22 protein-coding genes and 1 tRNA gene are annotated in these 24,659 nt (G+C 65.8%); 9 read left to right on the forward strand and 14 right to left on the reverse strand.

Annotation, left to right across the window (positions count from 1 at the left end):
* Positions 1 to 229 precede the first annotated feature (229 nt).
* Entirely contained in the window at positions 230 to 514 is a 285-nt protein-coding gene (locus tag SI859A1_RS08350; RefSeq protein ID WP_148233779.1) for a hypothetical protein, read from the reverse strand.
* A 484-nt stretch (positions 515 to 998) separates the two neighbouring features.
* Between SI859A1_RS08350 and SI859A1_RS08355 the strand changes: the two genes are divergently transcribed.
* Positions 999 to 1,268 carry a hypothetical protein gene (locus tag SI859A1_RS08355; RefSeq protein ID WP_040325570.1) on the forward strand — a complete coding sequence of 90 codons (270 nt, stop codon included), beginning with the start codon at positions 999 to 1,001 and terminating at the stop codon, positions 1,266 to 1,268.
* 11 nt (positions 1,269 to 1,279) lie between these two features.
* Positions 1,280 to 1,915: a hypothetical protein gene (locus SI859A1_RS21415; RefSeq protein WP_148233780.1), complete on the forward strand. Its 636-nt coding sequence runs from the start codon at positions 1,280 to 1,282 to the stop codon at positions 1,913 to 1,915.
* 331 nt (positions 1,916 to 2,246) lie between these two features.
* Here SI859A1_RS21415 and SI859A1_RS08360 read toward each other — a convergent pair whose 3' ends face one another.
* Complete coding sequence (locus SI859A1_RS08360; RefSeq protein WP_009209362.1) at positions 2,247 to 3,776, reverse strand: site-specific integrase; 1,530 nt, start codon at positions 3,774 to 3,776, stop codon at positions 2,247 to 2,249.
* A gap of 67 nt (positions 3,777 to 3,843) precedes the next feature.
* Positions 3,844 to 3,933: transfer RNA gene (locus SI859A1_RS08365), tRNA-Ser, on the reverse strand.
* 254 nt (positions 3,934 to 4,187) lie between these two features.
* Between SI859A1_RS08365 and SI859A1_RS20315 the strand changes: the two genes are divergently transcribed.
* The 4 genes from SI859A1_RS20315 to SI859A1_RS08385 all read left to right on the forward strand — a co-directional run bounded on the left by SI859A1_RS20315 (position 4,188) and on the right by SI859A1_RS08385 (position 10,653).
* Entirely contained in the window at positions 4,188 to 6,947 is a 2,760-nt protein-coding gene (locus tag SI859A1_RS20315) for a LysM peptidoglycan-binding domain-containing protein (protein WP_060567664.1), read from the forward strand.
* A gap of 235 nt (positions 6,948 to 7,182) precedes the next feature.
* Complete coding sequence (locus SI859A1_RS08375) at positions 7,183 to 8,997, forward strand: ABCB family ABC transporter ATP-binding protein/permease (RefSeq protein WP_192847185.1); 1,815 nt, start codon at positions 7,183 to 7,185, stop codon at positions 8,995 to 8,997.
* A gap of 121 nt (positions 8,998 to 9,118) precedes the next feature.
* Positions 9,119 to 9,817: a phosphatidylserine decarboxylase gene (locus SI859A1_RS08380; protein WP_009209365.1), complete on the forward strand. Its 699-nt coding sequence runs from the start codon at positions 9,119 to 9,121 to the stop codon at positions 9,815 to 9,817.
* 5 nt (positions 9,818 to 9,822) lie between these two features.
* Positions 9,823 to 10,653, forward strand: a complete 831-nt coding sequence (locus SI859A1_RS08385; protein WP_024350491.1) for a CDP-alcohol phosphatidyltransferase family protein — start codon at positions 9,823 to 9,825, stop codon at positions 10,651 to 10,653.
* Between the two features lie 8 nt (positions 10,654 to 10,661).
* Here the strand turns inward: SI859A1_RS08385 and SI859A1_RS08390 are convergent, their stop codons facing one another.
* The 4 genes from SI859A1_RS08390 to radA form a co-directional block, all read right to left on the reverse strand.
* Complete coding sequence (locus SI859A1_RS08390; protein WP_009209367.1) at positions 10,662 to 11,402, reverse strand: SDR family NAD(P)-dependent oxidoreductase; 741 nt, start codon at positions 11,400 to 11,402, stop codon at positions 10,662 to 10,664.
* A gap of 37 nt (positions 11,403 to 11,439) precedes the next feature.
* Positions 11,440 to 12,891: an amidophosphoribosyltransferase gene (purF, locus tag SI859A1_RS08395; protein WP_009209368.1), complete on the reverse strand. Its 1,452-nt coding sequence runs from the start codon at positions 12,889 to 12,891 to the stop codon at positions 11,440 to 11,442.
* Between the two features lie 122 nt (positions 12,892 to 13,013).
* Positions 13,014 to 13,628 carry a CvpA family protein gene (locus tag SI859A1_RS08400; protein WP_009209369.1) on the reverse strand — a complete coding sequence of 205 codons (615 nt, stop codon included), beginning with the start codon at positions 13,626 to 13,628 and terminating at the stop codon, positions 13,014 to 13,016.
* Between the two features lie 120 nt (positions 13,629 to 13,748).
* Positions 13,749 to 15,137, reverse strand: a complete 1,389-nt coding sequence (gene radA / locus SI859A1_RS08405) for a DNA repair protein RadA (protein ID WP_009209370.1) — start codon at positions 15,135 to 15,137, stop codon at positions 13,749 to 13,751.
* Between the two features lie 173 nt (positions 15,138 to 15,310).
* On the opposite strand from radA, the gene SI859A1_RS08410 reads away from it, so the two are divergent.
* Positions 15,311 to 15,628 carry a DUF1294 domain-containing protein gene (locus SI859A1_RS08410; RefSeq protein ID WP_040325574.1) on the forward strand — a complete coding sequence of 106 codons (318 nt, stop codon included), beginning with the start codon at positions 15,311 to 15,313 and terminating at the stop codon, positions 15,626 to 15,628.
* On the opposite strand, the gene alr is transcribed toward SI859A1_RS08410, so the two are convergent.
* From alr to rpsF, 7 genes are all read right to left on the reverse strand, one after another.
* Complete coding sequence (gene alr, locus SI859A1_RS08415; RefSeq protein ID WP_009209371.1) at positions 15,625 to 16,779, reverse strand: alanine racemase; 1,155 nt, start codon at positions 16,777 to 16,779, stop codon at positions 15,625 to 15,627. The genes SI859A1_RS08410 and alr overlap by 4 nt on opposite strands.
* 11 nt (positions 16,780 to 16,790) lie before the next feature.
* Entirely contained in the window at positions 16,791 to 18,278 is a 1,488-nt protein-coding gene (locus tag SI859A1_RS08420) for a replicative DNA helicase (RefSeq protein WP_024350496.1), read from the reverse strand.
* A gap of 211 nt (positions 18,279 to 18,489) precedes the next feature.
* Positions 18,490 to 19,779 (reverse strand): cyclopropane fatty acid synthase, encoded by a 1,290-nt coding sequence (locus SI859A1_RS08425; RefSeq protein ID WP_009209373.1) that lies wholly within the window; start codon positions 19,777 to 19,779, stop codon positions 18,490 to 18,492.
* A 214-nt stretch (positions 19,780 to 19,993) separates the two neighbouring features.
* Entirely contained in the window at positions 19,994 to 20,602 is a 609-nt protein-coding gene (gene rplI, locus SI859A1_RS08430) for a 50S ribosomal protein L9 (RefSeq protein WP_009209374.1), read from the reverse strand.
* Positions 20,603 to 20,635: 33 nt separating this feature from the next.
* Positions 20,636 to 21,601 carry a hypothetical protein gene (locus SI859A1_RS08435; protein WP_009209375.1) on the reverse strand — a complete coding sequence of 322 codons (966 nt, stop codon included), beginning with the start codon at positions 21,599 to 21,601 and terminating at the stop codon, positions 20,636 to 20,638.
* A gap of 164 nt (positions 21,602 to 21,765) precedes the next feature.
* On the reverse strand, positions 21,766 to 22,014 hold the full coding sequence (gene rpsR / locus SI859A1_RS08440; RefSeq protein WP_024350500.1) for a 30S ribosomal protein S18: 249 nt from the start codon (positions 22,012 to 22,014) through the stop codon (positions 21,766 to 21,768).
* Positions 22,015 to 22,020: 6 nt separating this feature from the next.
* A complete protein-coding gene (gene rpsF / locus SI859A1_RS08445; RefSeq protein WP_009209377.1) occupies positions 22,021 to 22,461 on the reverse strand; it encodes a 30S ribosomal protein S6 in 441 nt (146 codons plus the stop codon).
* 408 nt (positions 22,462 to 22,869) lie between these two features.
* Between rpsF and fabD the strand changes: the two genes are divergently transcribed.
* Both fabD and fabG read left to right on the forward strand, forming a co-directional pair.
* Complete coding sequence (gene fabD / locus SI859A1_RS08450; RefSeq protein WP_009209378.1) at positions 22,870 to 23,802, forward strand: ACP S-malonyltransferase; 933 nt, start codon at positions 22,870 to 22,872, stop codon at positions 23,800 to 23,802.
* 68 nt (positions 23,803 to 23,870) lie between these two features.
* Positions 23,871 to 24,608, forward strand: a complete 738-nt coding sequence (gene fabG / locus SI859A1_RS08455) for a 3-oxoacyl-[acyl-carrier-protein] reductase (protein WP_009209379.1) — start codon at positions 23,871 to 23,873, stop codon at positions 24,606 to 24,608.
* Positions 24,609 to 24,659: the final 51 nt, after the last annotated feature.

A 24,659-nucleotide genomic window follows, 5' to 3' on the forward strand; every position in this document is an offset into this window, starting at 1 on the left:
CAGCATGGGTCCGGCAAGCGTGCGAGCGAGAAGCTAAGGGTATCGTACTCGATGAGGCTGCAAGACTCGATTTGGTCCGCGTTAGGCTGACGTTGAACCGTATCCAGGATCTCGTTGGCCACGGGGCCGCATCAGACCTCGTCGAAGAGACGTGCGCAATTCTCGATCGGCGGCTTGGCCATTCGGGATGATCATCAAAGCCTACCGTCTCCGTGCGAAATGGTCTCTGTCAGCGTTTAAACGACACGTTTTCCGCGGCAGAGAGAACGAAGAGATTTCGGTTCTCCGCGGATCCGAAAGCGACCTCGACTTCTATCAGCGGGGTGCCCGCGCCGTCGGCCGAACGCATGGAATCCGGCATTTCATCATTGCGTCGGAAGAGGAGATTGGTTCTGACGGGCTGTTGCGTGTCGCGGAACTTCTGTCGAAGTAATTTGGGTTCGATCTCCGAATGTTCGTCGCCGTGCTGCATCGTAAGCTTCGACAAGACGGAAACGTCATCTCCCACCTTCATCTCATGGTCCCCGAGACCGACCCTGCCGGCGGAGGCGTTCTCTCCTCGTCGCATTCATTCCTTCGGCACGAGAAGATTGCTCGTATCGCTGAACATCAATTCGGACACGAGCATCAACGTGGACGTCATCTGCCGGCCGTCGCCACAGCATTACGTTCTGAGGCGCCGGCGGTTTATGAAAACCTTGTCGCTAGCTTTCCGGACTTGAGACCCGGTGTGGGGCAGCGCTTCTCGCACCATGCTGCGGCTCGCCTAAAGCGCGAGGCTCAGATCGACCTGAAAGCGGTGGCCTCGTTCGCAGGTGCGGTCTGGTCACGCAGCAAGTCTGCCGGAATGGTCGAAAAGGCCTTCGCCGACTTCGGGCTAACTCTTCGACCTGGTGACAAACCCGGGGTAATTCTCGTCATTCACGACGCAGTCCCCATCCAAGCTCTCCACCGCCTGCTTCAGGAAAGGTCGGCAATAGTCAGAAAGGAATTCGCGCATGTCTTCCAGCCAGCCGCCATCGACCAAGCCCAGCGTGGCGCCGGAAATCCTTCGACAGACCCAGGAAATCCTTCGCCTGCTCAGCCCAGCAGGCGCGACGGGAGCCGGAGACGACGCCGTCAACCAGCTGATCTCGCTCCAGTCCTCTATGCTAGCGGTTGTGCGCGAGACGAATGCAAGCTTGGAAGCACTGCATCGGAAGATCGACCGGATCGACCGGATCGACCGCGGGGGGCCGGGCGCCGAGCACAGTTCCGAGCCCGCGTAAGCGAACCCTCATTGGATAAATTGCGTATCTTCACCGAAGAGGCGCTTTCCCTTGCACCGAGCAATATGGATCAATGGCTTCAGTGGCGCCGGGACGAAGCGGACCGGTTGTCGCGAGCGAGAGCAGAATGCGGAGAAACTCACTTGGCCTCCGCCGGACCAAGTGAGGATCTTCAGGCTGCTCTGCGAACAGCGAACGATCTCGTGGCGCGGTGTCAGCGTGAGGTTCAAGAACGCACTCTCGATATGCAGATGAAGTCGCCGAAAGGATTTCTCCGCCGGATCCTTGCCGTTCTTTGGGCGGAGAGGGCATCTACACCAACTGCATCGGCCCAGCCGCTGCAAGCGGCACAATCTAGGCTTCAGGCCGCTAAGAATTTACGGAAAGCGGCACTGGAAAGGGTGCAAAGGGATACCGAAAGGCGACGTGCACGAATGGAGCATCAAATCCGGTCGAGACCTGCGCGCCTGCACGACATCGAACTACGCGAGACGGCTTTAAGGAGTTTAACACGCGAGGTCGATGCTGACCCCTCGGTGCTTTTCTGCGGCTTCGACTACATCAAAACGCGTTTTGAAAAGCTCGTGGGGACTCAAGCACCCGGTACGTTTGAACCGTCTCTGAAACCACGGATCGGAAAGCTGTGATCGTCGAGAACCAGTTTCATCCGAGTTCGCCGATGCTCGCCGAAACGGCCGTTCGTTTCCGAATAGAGCGGCGCTGCCGCAGGCGAGAGAAGGTATCCTCCCAGCAACCGAATTCCCATTCCGAGGGCAGCACCATCCCTGCGAGACGTTTGATTTCATCATGCCGCAGAGCTTTCATCCCGTACGAGAGCGCAACGCCATCGAGCGAGTGACCGGTCTGCAATGCAATCACCGGTCTGCAATGCAATCGTGCGCTCAGATACCTCCGCGGCCCTCGCTACGTCTTTATAGGTGTGGCGCAGCGCGTGAAAGACCTCAGCCCGGGCGTCTTTCAGATCCCATTCCTTGAAAGGCGCTGAAATCGTTTCGAGGCGGCCCCCGCAGGTTTCTTCGCCCGATGGAAGCCTGGAAAAAGGAAGTCGTCGCCGCTTCGAAACGAATGCACCCAGTCCGCGAATCCAAGTTCGACTAGCCGGTCATGAACGACCATGAAGCGCCTGGCATTTTCCGACTTAAATGATCGTCCCGTAGCAAGATGCGAATTTGTCAGATTGAATATGTACTTTCGTTGCGTCGAAACGAGGCCAGCTTTCTGGAGCCACACCAGTTCACCAATTCGAGCACCAGTCAGCAGTGCGAGCAGCGGGACAATTGCTTCTTCCGGCTTCTGTCGCTCCGCCGACGCGGAAAGGATGACGTTGATCTTCTCAGGCCAGAAGCCGTGTCGGACAACAGATGCACTCTGAGCCTTTATCCGGACCTTTCCAAATTTCTCATACGGAAAAGGCACACCTGCGGCCGCACACGCATAGCGCAGAGCGCTCTTCACTCGGCCGACATAGCCGGTCATGATCGTGACTTCCGTGATGAAGCGCTTGTGTCTCATCACATCGGAATTCTGCGTCGCCATTTCGATGATCTGCGACACCGACATCCCCCGAAGCTGAGGATCAATCGAATGACGTTCTGGCAGGTGGGTTAAGCGATAGGCAAAGCTCTGTAGGTCTTGGAGATCGTATGATGCGACGGGTTTATCACCGACAAGCTCGACGAAAATTTCGCATCGGCGCCGCAGGTTCTTTCGTTCTTTAGGCGAAACCGAAGAGATTGTGAGATGGGCGTCATAGGCATCGAACGTCGTCGAGAAGAGTGGCCCACGATTCTCCAGTCTCGCGTTGATTTTCTCGTTTTCCGATATGAGTTTCTCGTTTCTCTCTAAGACGACCCCAAGCCGGCGCCCGAGGCTTTCATCTCGTAGCAAACGCTCGGCGTATCCGTCTGCAGTTTTAGACGTTTCGGATAGCGCGGCGAATGAGTCTTCGGCGGAGGATTTCGCGATGGATAGATCGCGGGTCAGTTCCAGTGCTTCCGCATTCGCTTCATCCTGTTCATGCCGGAGCTTGCGCACGGTGCGCTGCGAGATGTCGAGATCGCGCTCGTAGTCCGTCGCGAGACGGCGCGTCCGATCGCACAAAGCCAGGAATGACGACGACAACAGCTCTGACCGTTCGGTCAACTCTGCGACGCGATCGGCATCTGTCGTTTTTCCTCTCTTCCGCGAATGTCGTTGTTCCGCTTCCGAGAGCATTTTGCCAAGGGTCGCGATTTCCTTCTCGACGCCTTCGAGGATCTCCGTTCGGTTCACCCCGGCACCGCCGAACTCGGCGAAAAACTCTCTCGACATCATGTCCTCCACGCAGACCGCAACTCGGCGAGCAATCCTCGACGCGAGCCGCGGCTCATTCACCGGCAATCGTGAGCGCAACGGTGTGCGGCCGAGGATTGGGATCAGGTCGTGGGGAATCGCGTACTGGAAGAAGAACGACGATCCGCGCTTCCAGACATAGGACGGGGCACGCATGTGTAGGCTCCTGTGTATGGAGCCGGAGTCGCGTGAAAATTCGGTAAATTAACCAAGGACATGGTCGTGGCGGAGAGGAAGGGATTCGAACCCTCGATACGGTCTCCCGTATACTCCCTTAGCAGGGGAGCGCCTTCGACCACTCGGCCACCTCTCCAATTGCGCGGATTACCCGTCGTGGCACGTGCTTGCAAGGGCGTCGGCGAGAAAACTCGTGGGGAATTGCCGTCTTCGCCAAATTCCCGGTTCTTGGACGAGGTTCGGTGGGTGGCGAGCGCCTGCGCGCCGGGCCGCCGCAGTTCGGCGCGGCGGGGTTCGCTTGTGACCGGGTCGGGGCTTCGCTAAAGATCACAGGGAGTTGTCCCCGGGGTTCAGCGGCCGTGCGATCGGGGCGGCGGCAATGGTGTGATCATGCAGAAAAAAGCTTTCGGAATCGTCCTCGTCTGTCTCGTGCTCCAGGCGGCGATCGTCGCCGGCTACTGGGACATGCTGAGCAGTGAAAAGCTGCGGGTGTCGCAACGCGGCGATCCGGCCGAGGTGACGGCCGGGGCTGCCGGTGAGGACGCCGGTCGCCAGACGGTGGATGCCGAGGCGGTCCAGGATGATTCGACCGAAATGGCGGCGGGCGATTCGGAAGCGGATGCGGACACTGGGACGCTTGGCGCACAGGGTGCGGCCGAGCCGCGGGCCGCAGAGGGAGATGCGACTGCTTCGGCAACGTCCGGCGCGGCGCCGTCCGTTGAGATGAGCGAAGAGGCCGGGCAAGACGCCGAGGCGCTGCGGCAGCCGGCGACCGAGCCGGCGCAGACGGATGTCGCGACCTCAGGTGAGGCAGATGCTGGATCTGTCGAGGACCCTTCGGCTTCGCCCGAAGCCGGTGCGGTCACGGGTTCGGATGTCACGGCCAGCGCAGCCTCCGCGCCGTCGGCCAGCGATGATGCCGGCTCTTCGGCGACGAGCGCTGCGGGGACTGTCGCGGAGACGTCCGCGGATGCGGGCGAGGGCGGTGCCGGCAGTACCGGCACGGGCGACGATGCCGGTGGAACGGAGCCTCCTGTGGGAACCGCATCCGACGGCGAGAATCGAACGGTTGCGGGGGCGAGCGATGCCGGTTCCGCGCAGAATGGCGATGCGGCGGTGACCCCGACAGCCGATGCGGACGCTGCCGATGCATCGGATGCGTCTGGAGACGGTCGCCCTGAGGACGGTGCTGATGGTGATCCCGCGCTGGCCGCCAGTGAGGCCGGCGTGGCGAAGAATCCCGCGGTGGCCGGCTCTGTCGACGCTGCCGCTGCCGCGGCCATGGAGGCGAGCGGTCGGGGTGAGGGGCGTGCCGACGACGCGGCCGCAGTGGCTGCTTCCGATGTGCCGCGCTTCGATCTGTTGCGGGTCGAGCCCGACGGCTCCACCGTCATTGCCGGGCGCGCGCCGGCCGAGAGCCGCATCGCGTTGATGTCGGACGATACGGTGCTCGGCGGCGATACCGCCGGGATCGGCGGCGATTTCGCGGTGGTTCTCGACGCTCCGCTCCCACCGGGCGATCATGCGATCACCATTCGCGCGACGTTGCCGGACGGCACCGTTAGCCGCTCGCAGGAAACCGCGATCGTCAGCGTTCCGCCGCCCGATCGCCCGGGTGAGCTGCTGGCAATGGTCGAGGCGCCGAATGCGCCGACCCGGCTCATCGAGATGCCGGCCGCAGGTGCAGAGGCTGCCGCGAGTGGCGCGGCTTCGGAAGCAGCGCAACCGGCTCTGCCGTCTGAGGCGGCGTCGCCGTTCGAGAGTGGGGCAAGGACCTCCGACCCGGCGGATGCCGCCGGTGCATCTCCCACGCCGCGCGAGACAATTGCGCGTCTGCCTGCGGAAGGCGGATCCGCTCCTGCGGACACGGTTACGGAGGGTACTCCGTCGATGGCGGTCCCGGCGGAGATTGCAGCGGACAGTGCCGCTGGCACGCCGGGCGAAACGGATGTGACGGCGAGCGATGCGCCGGCACAGCCGGGCGGCGCCGTCATGCTGCCGCGGGAGACGAGTGCCGACGTCGTGCCGTCGAGCCCGTCCACCGTGCCGCTGCTGCGGGTCGAGGCGGTCGAGGTCGAGGGATCGCAGGTCTATATCGCCGGCGCCGCCGAGCGCGGCGCGCGGGTGCGGGTCTATGTCGACAATGTCTTCCTGGCCGAGGACGAGGCCGGTTTCGGCGATCGGTTCCTGGTCACCGGCGATACCGGCATGAGCGTCGGCGAGCATCTGGTGCGCGCCGACCAGATTTCGCAGGACGGCCGCGTCGTGGCCCGCGCCGAGGTGCCGTTCACGCGCCCCGAGGGCGCGACGGCCGCAGCGGTGGCACCAGCGCAGCAGGCGACCACGTCGCAAACGACAGATTCGCAGGACAGTGCAGCTTCCGACGCGGCCGGGAACACCGAAGAGGCTTCGTCGGCAGGCGAACCGGACACGTCACCGTCGTCGATGGCGGATGCCGAAGATGCGAGCCGGGCGACGGCTAGTGCCGGGCCGGTGGATACGGCCGAGACTTCTCCCGAGGCAGGGACCGAGAAGTCCGGTCGGGTGACGGTTGCGGACGCAAATGAGACTGCTGCCGGTACGCCGGATGCAGCCGAGGCGACACCGTCGGAACCTGCGGCCGGCGTGTCGGACGAAAGCCGCGTGACCGCGCGCAACGCCGACGGTGAAGAAACCGACGCGGCCGACGCAGCCAATGCAGCGTCGGGCGAGTCGGACGGTTCTTCGCCGAAGGTCGCCGTGTCAGAAGCTCCCAAGAGCGCGGACGCTGCCGCCGGCCCGGAGCAGGCCGAAGCGCAGAGGCCGCAGGCTGATCCGGCGGGCAGCCGCGCCGGGGATCAGCCGGAAGCCGAGACCCGGGCCGGTGGCGAGGAGGCCGACGTGCCGGTCAACCGGCAGCCGGCCCTCGCCAATGCCGATGGGCGGGTAATCATCCGCAAGGGCGATACGCTGTGGGAGATTTCACGGCGGACTTATGGTGAGGGCCAGCGCTACACGGTCATCTATCTCGCCAATGGCGACCAGATCCGCGATCCGGACCTGATCTATCCGGCGCAGGTGTTCCGCCTGCCGGAGACGCCGGCGGACGGCGAGGCGGGTGAAGGGGGCGATGCCGGTGCCACCGAGGCGAAGGGCGATGGCGAAGGCTGATCGCGCCGTGCCCACGGTGCGCAGGCGGCGCAAGGCCGCAAGTTGCGCACCGTCGTTGTATTCGGCCGGGCGGTGATCTAGACGCGGACGGACACAGACCAGACGTCGACGGCGCGGCGGGACAACCCGGCGCGCCGCTTCGTTGGAAAGGATCGACGTGGCGTCAGACCCCGGTAAACGCGTGTCCGGCGATAGCGGCCGGACCTTCGAGACGCTGGCCAATCTGTGGCCCTATATGTGGCCGTCGGAGCGCCCGGACCTGCGGATGCGCGTCGCCTATGCGACGATCTTCCTCGTTCTTGCCAAGCTCCTGACCGTCCTCGTCCCGTATTTCTACAAATGGGCGACCGACGCCCTCGACGGCGCAGATACGGCGAATGAATGGCTGCCGCTGGCGCTGACCGGGGCGATCACGCTGGTCGTCTCCTACAATGTCGCGCGGATCATCTCGGTCGGGCTCAACCAGTTGCGCGACGCCCTGTTCGCGCGGGTCGGCCAGCATGCCGTGCGGCGGCTCGCCTACCGCACCTTCGTGCACATGCACCGCCTGTCCCTGCGCTTCCATCTGGAACGGCGCACCGGCGGCCTGTCACGGATCATCGAGCGCGGCACCAAGGGCATCGAGGCGATCGTCCGCTTCACCATTCTCAACACGCTGCCGACGATCCTGGAATTCGCGCTGGTCGCGATCATCTTCGGCTTCGCCTACGGCCTGTCCTATCTCGCGGTCATCGCCGCGACGGTCTGGCTCTATGGCTGGTTCACCATCAAGGCGAGCGACTGGCGGATTTCGATCCGCCGCGACATGAACGATTCCGACACCGACGCCAACACCAAGGCGATCGACTCGCTGCTGAACTTCGAGACCGTCAAATATTTCGGCAACGAAGGCATGGAGGCGGAGCGCTTCGACCATTCGATGGCGCGCTACGAGACGGCGGCGACGCGTATCTGGACCTCGCTCGGCTGGCTGAATTTCGGCCAGGGCGTGATCTTCGGCGTCGGCATGGCGATCGCCATGGTGATGTCGGCGCTGGAAGTGCGGGCCGGCACACAGACGCTGGGCGACTTCGTCTTCATCAACGCCATGCTGATGCAGCTCTCGGTGCCGCTGAACTTCATCGGTTTTGTCTATCGCGAGATCCGGCAGGGGCTGACCGATATCGAGGCGATGTTCGCCCTGCTCGAGGTCGATGCCGAGGTGAAGGATCCGGTCGGCGCGCCGGCGCTCACCGTCACCGAGGGCGCGATCCGCTTCGAGGACGTGCGCTTCGGCTACGATCCGGCGCGCGAGATCCTGAAGGGCATTTCCTTCGAGGTGCCGCCGGGGAAGTCGGTGGCGATCGTCGGCCCGTCCGGCGCCGGCAAGTCGACGATCTCGCGACTGCTGTTCCGCTTCTACGACGTGAAGTCCGGCCGCATCCTGATCGACGGCCAGGACATCGCCAAGGTCCAGCAGGCGTCGGTGCGCGGCGCCATCGGCATCGTCCCGCAGGATACGGTGCTGTTCAACGACACGGTTCTCTACAACATCCGCTATGGGCGTATCTCAGCGACCGAGGAAGAGGTGCTGCGGGCGGCCGAACTGGCGCAGATCGCCGGCTTCATCCGCGAACTGCCGGAGGGCTTCAACTCCATGGTGGGCGAGCGCGGCCTGAAACTGTCGGGCGGCGAGAAGCAGCGTGTCGCCATCGCGCGGACCATCCTGAAGGCGCCGCCGATCCTGGTCCTGGACGAGGCGACCTCGGCGCTGGATACCCATACCGAGCAGGAAATCCAGACAGCCCTCGATCTCGTCTCGCGGGAGCGCACGACGCTGACGATCGCCCACCGGCTGTCCACCATCATCGACTGTGACGAGATCATCGTGCTGAAGGCCGGCGAGATCGTTGAACGCGGTTCGCATCGCCAGTTGCTGGAATCCGCCGGGCTCTATGCCGAGATGTGGGCCATGCAGCGCGAGGCCAGCGAAGCCGAGGAAGCCCTGCGGCGGGCGCGCGAGGCGGACGAGTTCGGCATCGTCGATCGCCGGCGCACGCCTGAAACCTGATCGGACGTTATCGCGGGACTGCCCGGATCGCGCTAAGGAACCGAGTTCGGTTCGTCACCATTGACCCTGTTCGATCCGACGGTGTCCCCGCGTCGCCAGTTTTGAAGGAACAAGACAGCCAGTGACCATCTTCACCTCGATCCGCAACGCGCTCGTGCCGATCCACCGGGCGGGCTATCCGTTCATCGCGGGCTTCTTCGTCGTCTCGCTGCTCCTGGGCTTCCTGTGGGAGCCGCTGTTCTGGGCCGGCTTGGTGCTGACCGCATGGTGCGCCTATTTCTTCCGCGATCCCGAGCGCGTCACCCCGGTCGCCGAGCATCTGGTGATCAGCCCGGCCGACGGCCGTGTCTCGCTGGTCGGCCACGTCATGCCGCCGGCGGAGCTCGACCTCGGCACCGAGCCGATGCTGCGCATCTCGGTGTTCATGAACGTCTTCGACTGCCATGTGAACCGCGCGCCGATGCGCGGCCGGGTGCGGCTGATCTCCTACCGCGAGGGTGAGTTCCGCAATGCCGAGCTCGACAAGGCCAGCGAGGTCAACGAGCGCTCCTCGATGGTGATCGAGGGACCGCGCGGGGAGATCGGCGTGGTGCAGATCGCCGGGCTGGTCGCCCGCCGCATCATCTGCTGGTCGAATGTCGAGGACCGGATCGAGGCCGGTGAGCGCTTCGGCCTGATCCGCTTCGGTTCGCGCCTCGACGTCTATCTGCCGGACGGCTTCGTGCCGCGGGTGGCCGAGGGCCAGCGCGCCGTGGCGGGCGAAACGATCATCGCCGAGTTCGGTGAGAACCTGAAGACGTGGCCGTCGAGGCGCGACTGATGGCGATCGAGTCGCCGTTTCCTCCCTTCGATCCGGGCAAGCCGGACGCCGAGGACGACAAGGTTCGCCGGCGCATCCCGTTCCGGCATATCGTGCCCAACCTCATCACCATCCTGGCGATCTGCGCCGGGATGACCGGCATCCGGCTGGCCTTCGAGGGACGGTTCGAACTGGCCGTCGGCATGGTGCTCGGCGCGGCGCTGCTCGACGGCATCGACGGGCGCGTGGCGCGTCTCCTCAAGGGACAGAGTCGGTTCGGCGCCGAGATGGATTCGCTTGCCGATATCGTCAATTTCGGCGTGGCGCCCGGGCTCGTTCTCTATGCCTACATGCTGCACGATGCCGGTTCGCTCGGCTGGATCGCAGCGCTGCTCTACGCCAGCGCCAGCGCGCTGCGGCTGGCCCGCTTCAACACCATGCTCGACGACCCCAAGCGGCCGAAATGGCAGTCGGCCTTCTTTGTCGGCGTGCCGGCGCCGGCGGGGGCGGGGATGGCGATGTTCCCGATCTATCTGAGCCTGGCGGGTTTCGAATCCGGCCTGCCGGAGGTCACCGCGGTCGTTGCCTCGGTCTATCTGGTCTTCATCGGGCTTCTGATGGCCAGCCGCATTCCGACCTGGTCGGGCAAGGGCGCGGGCATCCGGGTGCGCCGTGATTACGCCATCCCGATCATGCTGGCGGTCGTCTGCTATATCGCGGTGCTGTTGAGCTTCTTCTGGGCGACGGCGACGCTGACGGTGCTGGTCTATGGCGCGTCAATCTTCTTCTCGGTCCGCGCCTATCGCCAGCGGCAGAGCCGCGAAGCCGGACGCAGCATGTCCGGCATGTCGCTCTAGGGCGACCCTCAGGCGGGGTCGCGGTAGTCCAGAAAGCGATCCTGCCGCACGTCGAACAGCTTGCCCGTCGCCGTGACGTCGGCGAAGGCGAGGGGCACGATCTTGGCCGCGACTTCGCGCGGGGTCGGCAGGGACTTGGCGTCCTCGCCCGGCATCGCCAATGCGCGCATGGCGGTGCGGGTAGCGCCCGGATTGACCGAGTTGACGCGCAGCGGCAGGTTCTCGGTCTCGTTGGCCCAGGACTTCACCAGCGCCTCGCAGGCGGCCTTGGTCGCCGCATAGAGCGACCAGTAGGCCTTGGCGGAATGCGCCGCGCCCGAGGACATGATGATGGCGCGCCCGGCGTCGGACTTGCGCAGCAGCGGGTCGGTGGTCCGGATCAGCCGCCAGGTGGCGTTGACGTTTACCGTCATCGTCTTGTCGAAGACCTTCGCCTCGATGTGGCCGATGGGCGCGAGAACGCCAAGGAGGCCGGCGTTGGCCACCAGCACGTCGAGCTTGCCCCAGCGCTCGTGGATCGCCCCGCCGAGACGGTCGATGCCGCCCATGTCGGTCAGGTCCAGCGGCACCAGGGTGGCCGAGCCGCCCAGCGCCTTGATCTCGTCGTCGAGTTCCTCGAGACCGCCCACCGTGCGCGCGACCGCAATCACATGCGCGCCTTCGGCGGCAAGGCCCTTGGCGATCTGGTAACCGATGCCGCGGGAGGCGCCGGTGACCAGTGCGACGCGATCTTGAAGCTGCTTTGTCATCTGCTGTCTGCCGGTAGAATGGATATGGTCTGGGGTCTCAGCCGGCGCCGCCGAGCAGCGTCAGGGGACGGACGTTCTCGACGCCTTCCTGATCGGTCAGCGAGGTCGGATAGTCGCCGGTGAAACAGGCGTCGCAGAATTGCGGGGCCATCTTGTTGCGCGACGGCTCGTCGGTGGCCCGGTAGAGCCCGTCGATCGACAGGAAGGCGAGGGAGTCGACCTTGATGAAGTCGGCCATTTCCTCGACCGTCATGCGCGAGGCGAGCAGCTTGGCCTTTTCCGGCGTGTCGACGCCGTAGAAGCAGCTGGCACGCGTCGGCGGCGAGGCGATGCGCATGTGCACCTCGGTCGCGCCGGCCTCGCGGACCATCTGGACGATCTTCTGGCTGGTGGTGCCGCGCACGATCGAATCGTCGACGAGGATGACCCGCTTGCCCTCCAGCATGCGCCGGTTGGCGTTGTGCTTGAGCTTCACGCCCATGTGGCGGATCGAATCCGTCGGCTGGATGAAGGTCCGGCCGACATAGTGGTTGCGGATGATGCCGAGCTCGAAGGGCAGGTTGGATTCCTGCGCGTAGCCGATCGCCGCCGGAACGCCCGAATCGGGAACCGGCACGACGAGATCCGCCTCGGGGTGGCTCTCGCGGGCCAGCTCGCCGCCGATCTTCTTGCGGATTTCGTAGACGTTGCGGCCCTCGACGGTGGAATCGGGCCGGGCGAAATAGACATATTCGAAGATGCAGAAGCGGGCGCGCCGCGCCTGGAATGGGAAGATGCTCTCGATGCCGTCGTCGCTGATGACGACCATCTCGCCGGGCTCGATGTCGCGCACGAAATCGGCGCCGATGATGTCGAGGGCGCAGGTCTCGGAGGCCAGGATCGGCGAGCCTTCGAGATCACCGAGGACCAGCGGGCGGATGCCCAGCGGGTCGCGCACGCCGACCATCTTCTTCGACGACAGGCCGACCAGCGAGAAGGCGCCTTCGAGCCGCGTCAGCGCGTCGACGAGCTTTTCCACGAACAGCCGGGCGGCACTGGTGGCCACCAGATGCAGGATCGTCTCGGTGTCGGAGGTGGAGGAGAAGATCGAGCCGCGGCGCTGCAATTCGCGCTGCACGGTCATCGCGTTGGTGATGTTGCCGTTGTGGGCGACGGCGAAGCCGCCGGCCGACAATTCGGCGAAGAAGGGCTGAACGTTGCGCAGGCCGCCGCCGCCGGTGGTGGCGTAGCGGGTGTGGCCGATGGCCGAGGAACCGGGCAGGCGCTCGAGAACCGCCTGCTTGGTGAAGGTATCGCCGATCAGGCCGGCGTGGCGCTCGACATGGAACTGGCTCCCGTCGAAGGAGACGATCCCGGCCGCCTCCTGGCCCCGGTGCTGCAGGGCATGCAGGCCGAGCGTGGTCAGTGCGGCCGCATCGGTCCGTTTGAAAATGCCGAAAACGCCGCACTCTTCGTGCAGCGAGTCATCGCCGAAAGGCGTGTCATCCATCGATTTTATCCGCCGTTTGCCGTTGTCGGTCGGCCGTCCGTTAGATGCCCCACCCTATACGCGCTTATGTCGTCGCATGCGAGGCGGTGAGCGAAGAGATCATGCCGCGGCCGCAACGCCGGCTAGTTCGCCGGCTGCGCGGGGGTGTCGGTGCCTTCGATGACACCTTCGATCGAGGTCGGCTCGCCGGGCGTCGCCGTGCCCTCGGGAACGCCATCCGCATCCTGCGGTCCGCGGATGCTGTCGAGGATGACCTCTTCCGGGTTGTCGGGCAGGGCGGCCACGAGCTGCTGGCCGAGGTTGTCGAGGAAGGGCTTGGAGCGCGCGCCGGCGATCCAGTCCGGCTGGTTCTCGGGAGCAAGCCAGTTGAAAAACAGCATCGCCACGACGACGAGGAGCAGGCCGCGCACGGCGCCGAAGATGAAGCCGAGCGTGCGGTCGAGCGCACCGATGCGGCTGTCGATGATGAAGTCGGCGATGCGCAGGGTGATGAAGGAGACGATGATCAGGACGACGAGGAAGATCGCCGCCGCGGCCGCCACCATGGCGACGGTGTCGGAGGCGATATACTCGGCCGCATAGGGGGTCAGCGGCTTGTAGAAGAAGAAGGCCGCGGCCGCCGCGACAAGCCATGAGACGACCGACAGGATCTCCCGCGAGAAGCCGCGGACCATGGCGAGCAGCGCCGAGACCAGCATGATCGCGAAGAGAATCGCATCGAGAAGCGTGACGGTCATGAAGGATGGCCCCGTAGGCATATGGATCGTGCGGGCGGGCGCGGGATCGTTCGGGCTGCCCCGCTCGCCCACGCTGTAGCGCTTTTCATGACAGTTTTACACTAGGGACTTGCCGGAAAATCAAGCCTCGCTCCCATTGCTGCCCGCCGCGACCCGCGCGACGAGATCGGGCAGGGCCTCGATTTCATTGGCGACCATGTCGCGGGTGCGCGGCAGGTCGGGGCTGCCCGATGGCAGGACGGCCTGCCGGAATCCCAGCTTTTCCGCCTCCTTCAGCCGCTGCGCCGCCTGGCCGACCGGGCGCACCGAGCCGGACAGGCTGATCTCGCCGAAATAGACGCAATCGGCGGGCAGGGGCGCGCCGCTGAGCGAGGAGACCAGCGCCGCGGCGACGGCCAGATCGGCTGCCGGCTCCGAAATGCGGAAACCGCCGGCGACGTTGAGATAGACGTCGTGCTGGCCGAGCCGCACGCCGCAATGGGCCTCCAGCACCGCCAGTACCATGGCCAGCCGCGGCTGGTCCCAGCCGAGGACGGCACGACGCGGCGTGCCGAGGGCAGACGGCGCGACGAGGGCCTGGATCTCCACCAGCACCGGCCGGGTGCCCTCCATGCCCGCGAAGACCGCGGCGCCGGCGGCCTTCTCGTTGCGCTCGCCCAGGAACAGCTCGGACGGGTTCTGCACCTCGCGCAGGCCGAGATCGCCCATCTCGAAGACGCCGATCTCGTCGGTCGGACCGAAGCGGTTCTTGACGGTGCGCAGAATGCGGTAGTGATGGCCGCCTTCGCCTTCGAAATACAGGACGGCATCGACCATGTGCTCGACCACCCGCGGGCCGGCGATCTGGCCTTCCTTGGTGACGTGGCCGACGAGGATGACGGCGGCGCCGCTGGCCTTGGCGAAGCGGATCATCGCCTGCACGCCGACCCGCACCTGGGTCACCGTGCCCGGCGCCGATTCGGCGAGGTCGCTCCACAGGGTCTGGATCGAATCGATGATGACGAGGTCGGGACGTCGCGCCTCGGCAAGGGTCGCTAGGATGTCCTCGACATTTGTCTCGGCCATCAGTTGAACGTCGGTATCGGCCGCGTTGAGCCGCTGGGCGCGCAGCCGCACCTGCGCCACCGCTTCCTCGCCCGAGACATAGACGACGCTGTGACCGCGCCGCGACAGGGCGGCCGCGGTCTGCATCAGGAGCGTCGACTTGCCGATGCCCGGATCGCCGCCGATCAGGAGGGCCGAGCCGCGCACGATGCCGCCGCCGGTCGCCCGGTCGAGCTCGTCGATGCCGGAGACGATGCGCGGCGCCTCTTCGAGCTCGCCCGATAACGGCAGCAGCGCCGAGGGCGTGCCCTTCCGGCGACCGCGCTGGGGCCCGCCGCCGATGCCGCCGGAGGCGTTCTCCTCAACGACGGTGTTCCATTCACCGCAGGATTCGCACTTGCCCTGCCAGCGCGTGTAGACCGCGCCGCAGCTCTGGCAGATGAAAGAAGGTTTCGCTTTGGCCATGGGGCCTTCTTGGTTTCCAGGCGCGCGTCAGTCAAGAACAAAACAAAAACAAGCCTGCGGTCGGCCTGACATTGCGCCATGATTTCCGGACCGGCCAGCGACCGTCGGCACGGCAAGGGTTCGGCAATCTCGCGATGCGATGATCATCGCCGCAACCTGAGCGCGAGGCGACGATGCTGATCATCGGTTTTTATCTCGTGGCGGTGAATATCGCCGCCTACTGGGCCTTCGTGTTCGACAAGACGAAGGCGCGGGCCGGAGTGCGGCGCACGCCGGAGAGCACGCTTCTGCGCTACGCGCTGATGGGCGGTAGCGTCGGAGCCATCGCGGCGCAACAGATCATTCGTCACAAGACGCGCAAGGAGCCGTTCCGCACGCAGCTCTGGGCGATCGCGGCCATGCAGGCGCTTCTGATCGTGGGATTCGGCATGGCGGTTTTCGTGCTGGGGGCCGATACGGTGCAGCAGTGGGTCGTGGGGCAGGTCGGCTAGACCCAGCGGCGCTCGACCCTCGGGCCGAGGCCGGTTAGCAATTCATAGGCGATCGTGCCGGCCGCATTTGCTACCGCGTCGATCGACATGTTCGGGCCGAAGAACTCGGCCCGGTCGCCGGGCACGAGCGCGTTGTCCGGGACATCCGTGACATCGAGAAGCGTCAGATCCATCGAGACCCGTCCGAGCACGGGAACGCGCTGCCCGGCGACGACGGCCTGCGGTCCGGGACGCACGTCGCGCACGGCCACCCCGGCTCCCGAGGCGGCGCGGTGATAGCCATCGGCATAGCCGAGGCCGACCGTCGCGATCCGCGTGTCGCGTGTGAGCGGCGCGGCGGCGCCATAGCCGGCGGCCTCGCCGGCATTGGCGGTGCGGATCTGCAGGATGGCCGCGGTGAGGCGCGCAACCGGCCGCAGGACGCCGCGTGAAGCCGGCCCCGCCTCGCCGCCATAAAGGGCGATGCCGGGGCGGGTGAGGTCGAAGCCGAACTCGCTGCCGAGGAACACTGCGGCGGAATTGGCCAGCGATCGCGGCACGCCGGGAAACAGCGCGGCCAGTTCCAGAAACCGGGCCTGCTGCCGCGCGCTCTGGTCCGTGGGTTCGTCGGCCGAGGCGAGGTGGCTCATCACCAGGGCCAGATCGAGTTCACCGGATGCGGCGAGGTCAGCTGCGGCTTCGGCATCGGCGCGATCGAGGCCGAGCCGATGCATGCCGGTTTCGAGCTGGATCGCCGCCGGGGCGCGCCGTCCGGCGGCCTTCAGCCCGTTACACCACACGGCGATGTCGCCGGGCGTCGAGAGGACCGGGATAAGACCGGCGTCGAGATGCAGGGAAACGCTGTCTGGCTCGAGCCCTTGCAGGACGAAGATGCGCGCCGGCGCGGTGCCGTCATCGGGATGCGTCAGGGCATCGAGCGCGGCCCGTACGATCCGGCCTTCCTCGGCCCAGGCGACGAAGAAATCGCGGCAGCCCGCGGCGTGGAGCGTGCGGGCGGTCTCGGCCGCGCCGAGGCCATAGCCGTCGGCCTTGACCGCGGCGCCGGTGCGCGCGCCGGGATTGCGTGCGGCCAGCAGGGCCCAGTTGGCGGCCAGCGCGGCGCGGTCGATTTCGACCACGGGCATGCGCTCGGAATGGTGCGGAGCAGTCACGGCCGCACCGGCTATTCGAACCGTTCCGGCAGATAGCTGTCGTCGGCGAGATCGGTGAAGCGGGTGTATTCGGCCTGGAAGGCGAGGGGCACCGTCGCGGTCGGGCCGTGACGCTGCTTGGCGATGATCACCTCGGCCTTGCCGCGGGTCTCGTTCAGCGCCTGCTCCCATTTCAGATGGTCGTCCGTGCCGGGCTTGGGCTCGCGGTTGGCCAGGTAATATTCCTCGCGATACACGAACATCACCACGTCGGCGTCCTGCTCGATCGAGCCAGACTCACGCAGATCGGCGAGCTGCGGTCGCTTGTCGTCGCGGTTTTCCACCTGACGCGAGAGCTGCGACAGGGCGATGATCGGGACGGCCAGCTCCTTCGCGAGCGCCTTCAGGCCGGTGGTGATCTCGGTGATCTCCTGCACGCGGTTGCCCTGGGTGCGGCTCGAGCCCTGCATCAGCTGGACGTAGTCGATGACCATGACATCGAGGCCGCGCTGGCGCTTCAGCCGCCTCGCCCGCGCCGAGAGCTGGGCGATCGAGATACCACCAGTCTGGTCGATATAGAGCGGGATCCGCTGCATCGTCTCGGAGCAGCCGACGAGCTTGACCAGTTCCTGATCGTTGATGTTGCCGCGCCGGATCTTCGAGGAGGAGATCTCGGTCTGCTCGGAGATGATGCGGGTGGCGAGCTGCTCGGCCGACATTTCCAGGCTGAAGAAGCCGACGACGCCGCCGTTCTTTGCCTTGAAGGAGCCGTCCGCCTGCTCGGCGGGTTCGTAGGCGGCGGCGATGTTGAAGGCGATGTTGGTGGCGAGCGACGTCTTGCCCATGGCTGGTCGCCCGGCAAGGATGATCAGATCCGAGGCCTGAAGGCCGCCCATGCTGCGGTCGAGCGCGCTGATTCCGGACGAGACGCCTGACAGGCCGCCGTCGCGATCCTTGGCGGCGGTCGCCATCTCGACGGCAAGCGTCACGGCTTCGGTGAAGGACTGGAAACCGCCATCGTAGCGGCCGGTCTCGGCCAGTTCGAACAGCCGGCGCTCGGCGTCCTCGATCTGCGCCTTGGGCTCCATGTCCAGCGGCGCGTCGAAGGCGATGTTGACGACATCCTCGCCGATGCGGATCAGCGAACGCCGGATAGCGAGGTCGTAGATCGCCCGGCCGTAGTCGGAGGCGTTGATGATCGTCGTCGCCTCGGCAGCCAGACGGGCGAGATACTGCGCCACGGTCAGGTCGCCGACCTTGTCGCCGGCGGCCAGGAACGTCTTGATCGTCACCGGATTGGCGATCTTGCCCATCCGGATCATCTCGGAGGTCTTGGCGAAGATCTCCCGGTGCAGGGGCTCGAAGAAATGGTCGGGCTTCAGGAAGTCGTGGACGACGTAATAGGCATCGTTGTTGACCAGCATGGCCCCCAGCAGCGCCTGCTCGGCCTCGATGTTGCTCGGAGCCTCGCGATAGAGCGCCGCCGCGTCGTCGTCCATCTTGCGCGCTGCATCCGCCATGCCGCGTCACCTCTGCCATCGCTTCAGGAAGCGTTCTGACTACACCAGAGGGCCGTCCGCTGCCAGCGATTCGCACTGCCCGCGACGTCGATCCGGCGGCGAGCGATCCGCATCAGCGAAACCACCACGATGCGCGGCGTGACGGTGGATAAGATCGGGGATAACCGGCGCGGCTGTTGACGGGCTCCGGCTGTCTCTTCGGCGCAATCGGCTATTCCGCGGCCTGCCGGTCGGCGTTGGTTCGTTCGGCAGCGATCGACGGGACGGTGTCCCGCCGTTCCAGTTCGCGCAGCCTGGCTTCGGCTTCCAGCATGTAGTCCCGGGTGATGGGCAGGGTGTCGACCTTCCTGGTCAGCTGGACCTGGAACACGACGCAATCCTGCCAGCGGAACGCGGTTTCGGAGGCGGCGAGGTAGAACTCCCACATCCGGCAGAAGCGCTCGTCATACAGCGCCTTGGCCTCGTCGCGGCGGGCGGCGAAGCGGTCGCGCCAGTGGCGGATCGTCTCGGCGTAGTGCAGCCGCAGCACCTCGACATCGCTGATGATCAGGCCGGCGCGCTCGACCGAATGGGCGATCTGCGACAGGGACGGCAGATAGCCTCCGGGGAAGATGTACTTGTTGATGAAGGCATTGGTGTTGGCCGGTTCGTCCCAGCGCCCGATCGTGTGCAGCAGCATCACCCCGTCCTCGTCTAGGAGGCGGGCGCACTGGCGGAAATAATCGTCGTAGAAGTCGACCCCGACATGCTCGAACATGCCCACCGAGACGATGCGGTCGAACGGGCCGGCGGTGTCGCGGTAATCGGCGATCTCGAAGTGCAGATGGTCGGAGAGCCCGGCCTCATCGGCCCGCGACCGGGCGATGCCCAGTTGCTCGTCGGACAGGGTGATGCCGGTGACGTCGGCACTCAGATGGCGTGCGAGATACAGGCCCATGCCGCCCCAGCCGCAGCCGATGTCCAGCGTCTTCAGCCCCGGCCGGTCGAAGGCCAGCTTGGCGGCGATATGGCGCTTCTTGGCGAGCTGCGCTTCGTCGAGCCCGGCGTCGGGCCGGTCGAAATAGGCGCAGGAATATTGCCGGTCGACGTCGAGGAAGAGGTCGTAGAGCTCCGACGACAGATCGTAGTGGTGCTTGACGTTCCGGCGCGCCCGCTGCGGCGTGTTGTTCTGGATGACCCGGCGATAGATCAGGCGCAGCCGGGCGATCGCCCGCATCCAAGGTTCGTTCTGGGCCTTGTTGCCGGCGTTGCGGAAGACCAGCGCCAGCATGTCGAAGATCGTGCCCTCGGTGATGTCGACGCCGCCATTCATGTAGGCTTCGCCGAATTTCAGGCCGGGGTTGATCGCAACGCCGCGTTCGGCGGCGGCCGTGTTGAAGCGCAGATGCACCGGATCGCCGGTGCCGTCGCCCCAACGGGTCACGCCGCCGTCACTGTCGGTCACGGTGAGATCGCCGAAGACGAGAAGATGCTTCAGATACGTCGCGAGTATGCGGTTCATGTCACCACTCCTGCGCCGGCCTGAGCCTTGCGGCTCGCGGCGTCACGGGAACTGTCGCTTGGTATGCACTGCCTTCCTTATCTTATGAACCTCCGGCACGATGGGAAGGGGGGCCGATCGCAACGCAAAAGGGGCCGGCGATCAATGCCGGCCCCTCGCGTTACGGGTCGCTGCGGAATCGCCGGTTCGGGCAGGGCCCGCCGGCGGCTGCCGATCAGTTGGTCTCGTCGGACTCTGCGGTCGCTTCGTCGGTCTCGCCGGCTTCGACTTCTTCGCCGTCCAGCTCGTCCTCGTCCAGCTCTTCCTCTTCCTCGTCGATGCCGTAGATCGCATCGGCGGAGGTCAGGTCTTCACCGCGCGCCTGGCGCTCGGCTTCGTCCTGCGAACGGGCGACGTTGATGGTGATGCTGACGTCCACCTCGGGATGCAGCGCGATCGTGATCGGGTGCACGCCGATGGTCTTGATCGGCTGGTTGAGCTGGATGTCGTTGCGGTTGACCTTGAAGTCGGCCGCTGCGAGCAGGTCGGCGATGTCGCGGGTGGAGACCGAACCGTAGAGCTGACCGGTCTCACCGGCCTGGCGCACGACGATGAAGCTCTTGCCGTTGAGCGACGAGGCGACGCCCTGTGCCTCGGCCTTGCGCTCTTCGTTGCGCGCGATGAGCTGGTCCTTCTGCGCTTCGAAGCGCGCAGCATTGGCTTCGTTGGCACGCAGCGCACGGCCCGACGGCAGCAGGAAGTTGCGGGCGAAGCCGTCGCGCACCTTCACGGTCTCGCCCATCTGGCCGAGCTTGGCGATGCGTTCGAGAAGAATGACGTCCATTGGTCTGTCCTTTCAGGAGGTTTGGTTCTTGGATCAGTTGCGACCGGTCGGTGCCGGATCGTCCGGGCGCCGCCAGGTTTCGTAAATTCCCATCGCCAGAAACAGGACGATCGGGAAGGAAAGCAGGATCAGCGCCGCATAGCTGGAGAACAGGACCAGAAAACGGCCCTGGCGTCCGCGGGTTCGGCGATGCAGCGCCGCGAGGCCGACCAGCGTAAAGGCGGCGGCGAAGCCACCGAGGAGCACGTCGCCGAGGAGCCCGATCGTGCCGCCGGCAAAAGCCGCACCGGCCGCCACCGCGAAAATCACGAGGCTGATCTGCGGCAGCTGCGCGCTCGTCGGAATGTCGTCCTTCGGCCGCGGCAGACGTCCCGACACGCGCACGATGGCAGCACCCAGATAGAGCCCGACGATCAGCGAGATCGCCAGGACGGCCGGCTGGACAAAGGGGACGAGGCCGATGATCAGCTGCGCGATGGCACGGCGCTCGTCGTCGGTCGCCGTGTCCATGGCTCCGCCGCTCTGGCGCAGGGCGTCGACGACGGCCGGGATGAAGTCCTCGGGATCGAAGCCGAGATACCAGCCGAGAAAGATGCAGGAGCCGATCGCCATCAGCGTGATCGCCATGAGGACGCGCGACAGCGGGTACCAGTCGAGGGGCGGGGCGGCGTTCGCGGCACCCAGCGGGCGCGGAGAGTCATCGGCCAGCGGGCGGGCCAGTCCGACGAGGTGACCGGCGACGGCCGTCGGCAGCGCCATGGAGGCGAGCAGCGTCAGCGCGCTCGGCACGGACTGGGCAATGGCATAGATCGCCGCGGTGGCGACGGCGGCGGAGATGAAACCGGCGGTCGATCCCCAGCCGAGGCTGGCAATGGCGATGGGAATGGGGGCGGCCAGCGCAAGGCTGACGGCGGAACTCGACTGCAGCACGATACCGGCGAACAGCAGCGCGCTGGCAAGGCCGGATATGATCGCGATGATGATGGCGGTGGGCTGCATGAACTCGTTCGCTGTCCTGCTCGTGGCAGTTAGAGGCGAGATGCCCCAACTCGGCTTGCGGACGGTCGCGGCACGATGCCGGCTGTCGTCCCGTCATTCCGGCGCCGCCTGATGCGTCCGGAATGCCGGCGGCGCTCAAGGCGCCGCCGGAGATCTGGTCGGTCCTACTTCAGGACGTAGGGCAGAAGGCCGAGGAAGCGCGCGCGCTTGATGGCCTGGGCAAGAGCCCGCTGGTTCTTCTGCGACACGGCCGTGATGCGCGACGGCACGATCTTGCCACGCTCGGAAATGTAGCGCTGCAGCAGGCGCACGTCCTTGTAGTCGATCTTCGGCGAATCGGTGCCGGCGAACGGGTCGGACTTGCGACGGCGATGGAAGGGCCGGCGGGTGGGAAGCTGGGCGATATCGACCATCTTGGCTTACTCCGAATCGGTGTCGCGGGGGCGGCGGGGACGGTCGTCGTCGCGGTCGCGGCGCGGGCCGTCTTCGCGGTCACGACGCGGGCGGTCGCCACGATCGCCACGGCGCGGACGATCGTCGCGCTTCTGCATCATGGCCGACTGGCCTTCCTCGTGCTCTTCCACGCGGATCGTCATGTAGCGCAGGATGTCTTCGTTGAAGCGCATCTGGCGCTCCATCTCCTGCACCGCCGCCGACGGGGCGTCGATGTTCATCAGCGTGTAATACGCCTTGCGGTTCTTCTTGATGCGGAAGGTGAGGGTCTTCAGACCCCAGTTTTCCACCTTGCCGATCTTGCCGCCATTGGTCTCGAGAATGCCGCGGAGCTGCTCGACGAGCTGCTCGACCTGCTGGTTCGAGATATCCTGGCGCGCGAGAAATACGTGCTCGTACAGAGCCATGCGCTATCGCCTTTCCGTTTCACGTTCGCATTCGCCCGGGTACAGCGGCTAAGCCTCAACGACTTTCGTGCGAAACCCGCGGGAAGCAGGACGATCGGAAAGGCGTCAGTACAAGAACGGTCGAGAGCGGAGACACGGGAAACCGATACCTTTTGGCATCTGTTGTCGACGACATCGACAGCTTTCCGTTCAGCCCCCAGCTGAGACCCGGACAATGAGGATGGTGCCACTACCCGCTTGCGCGGCGTTTGGCAAGTCCCGCCGGCCATTCGCCAGGTGGGTGCCGCGCCTCGGCCGGGCTTTCGGGTCCCTGCTCCAGCACGGGCCGGGCCGCCTGCTTGACAGGACGGGCTTGACCAAACCATTGCCTGCACTCGTTTTGCAACCAGTAACACAAGGGAGAGTCGCATGACCACCGCACTGGTCTTTCCGGGACAGGGCAGTCAGAGCGTCGGCATGGGCCGCACTCTCTATGACAGCTTCGACGCCAGCCGTGCCGTCTTCGACGAGGTCGACGAGGCGCTCGGCGAAAAGCTGTCGGAGCTGATCTTCGAGGGGCCGGAGGATCGGCTGACGCTGACCGAGAATGCCCAGCCGGCCCTGATGGCGGTGTCGATGGCGGCGATCCGCGCCCTGGAGGCCGAAGGCTTCTCCGTCGAGACCGCGGCTTATGTCGCCGGCCACTCGCTCGGCGAATATTCGGCGCTCGCCGCGGTCGGCGCGCTGTCGATCGGGCAGACGGCGAAGCTGCTGCGCATCCGCGGCAATGCCATGCAGGAGGCGGTGCCGAGCGGTGCGGGCTCGATGGCGGCGATCATCGGCCTCGATGCCGAGGCGGTCGCCAAGCTCTGCGAGGACGCTGCCGAGGGCGAGGTCTGCGAGCCGGCCAATGACAATGGCGGCGGCCAGATCGTCATTTCCGGCAATGCCGCGGCGATCGACCGTGCGATTGCGCTGGCGCAGGAGCGGGGCGCCAAGCGGGCGCTGCCGCTGTCGGTGTCCGCGCCCTTCCATTGCCGACTGATGCAGCCGGCGGCCGATCGCATGGCCGAGGCCCTGGCCGATGCCGAGATTCTGGTTCCGCGCGTTCCGGTCGTGACCAACGTGACGGCCGCTCCGACATCCGATCCCGCCGAGATCCGCGAGCGGCTGGTGCGACAGGTGACGGGCCAGGTGCGCTGGCGCGAAAGCATTGAATGGCTGGCGGCCAACGGCGTGAATTCGCTGGTCGAGATCGGCAGCGGCAAGGTGCTGACCGGGCTCGCGCGCCGAATCGATCGCAGCCTCGAAGGGCGCGCCATCGGCACCGCGGACGATGTCCGCGCTTTCACCGCCGGCTGATCATCCTATCTAGAGAGAGCCGCGGGCGCCTGGCGCTGCGGAGCAGACCATAACGGAGGGAATCCGACATGTTCGATCTGACCGGGCGCAAGGCGCTCGTGACCGGCGCCAGCGGCGGCATCGGTGAGGCGATCGCCCGCGCCCTGCACGGCGCCGGTGCGACCGTGGGCCTGCACGGCACCCGACGCGAGAAGCTGGACGACTTGGCCGCCTCGCTGGGAGCGCGCGCGATGGTGTTTCCCGCCGATCTGTCCGACCGGGCCGAGCAGAAGCGGCTGGCCGAAACCGCAGAAGCCGAAATGCAGGGCGTCGATATCCTGGTCAACAATGCCGGCATCACCCGCGACGGGCTGTTCGTGCGCATGTCGGACGAGGACTGGGACGCGGTGCTGGAGGTCGATCTGACGGCGGCGTTCCGCCTGACGCGCGGCGTGACCCATCCGATGATGCGGCGCCGCTTCGGGCGAATCATCAACATCACATCGATCGTCGGCGTCACCGGCAATCCCGGCCAGGCAAATTATTGTGCGGCGAAGGCGGGCATGATCGGCCTGTCGAAATCGCTCGCGCAGGAGATCGCCTCGCGCTCGGTGACGGTGAACTGCATCGCGCCCGGCTTCATCGCCAGCGCCATGACCGAGAAGCTGAACGACAAGCAGAAGGACGCGATCATGGGCGCGATCCCGATGAAGCGCATGGGCGAAGCCGACGAAATCGCCGCATCGGCGGTGTATCTGGCGTCCAACGAGGCCGGCTACGTCACCGGCCAGACCCTGCACGTCAACGGCGGCATGGCCATGATCTGAGGGCACGGCTGCCCCGCCGCTGGCCGCTTGGCCACCGCGGCAGGGCATGCT

This window comes from Aurantimonas manganoxydans SI85-9A1, assembly GCF_000153465.1.
Lineage (GTDB): Bacteria > Pseudomonadota > Alphaproteobacteria > Rhizobiales > Rhizobiaceae > Aurantimonas > Aurantimonas manganoxydans.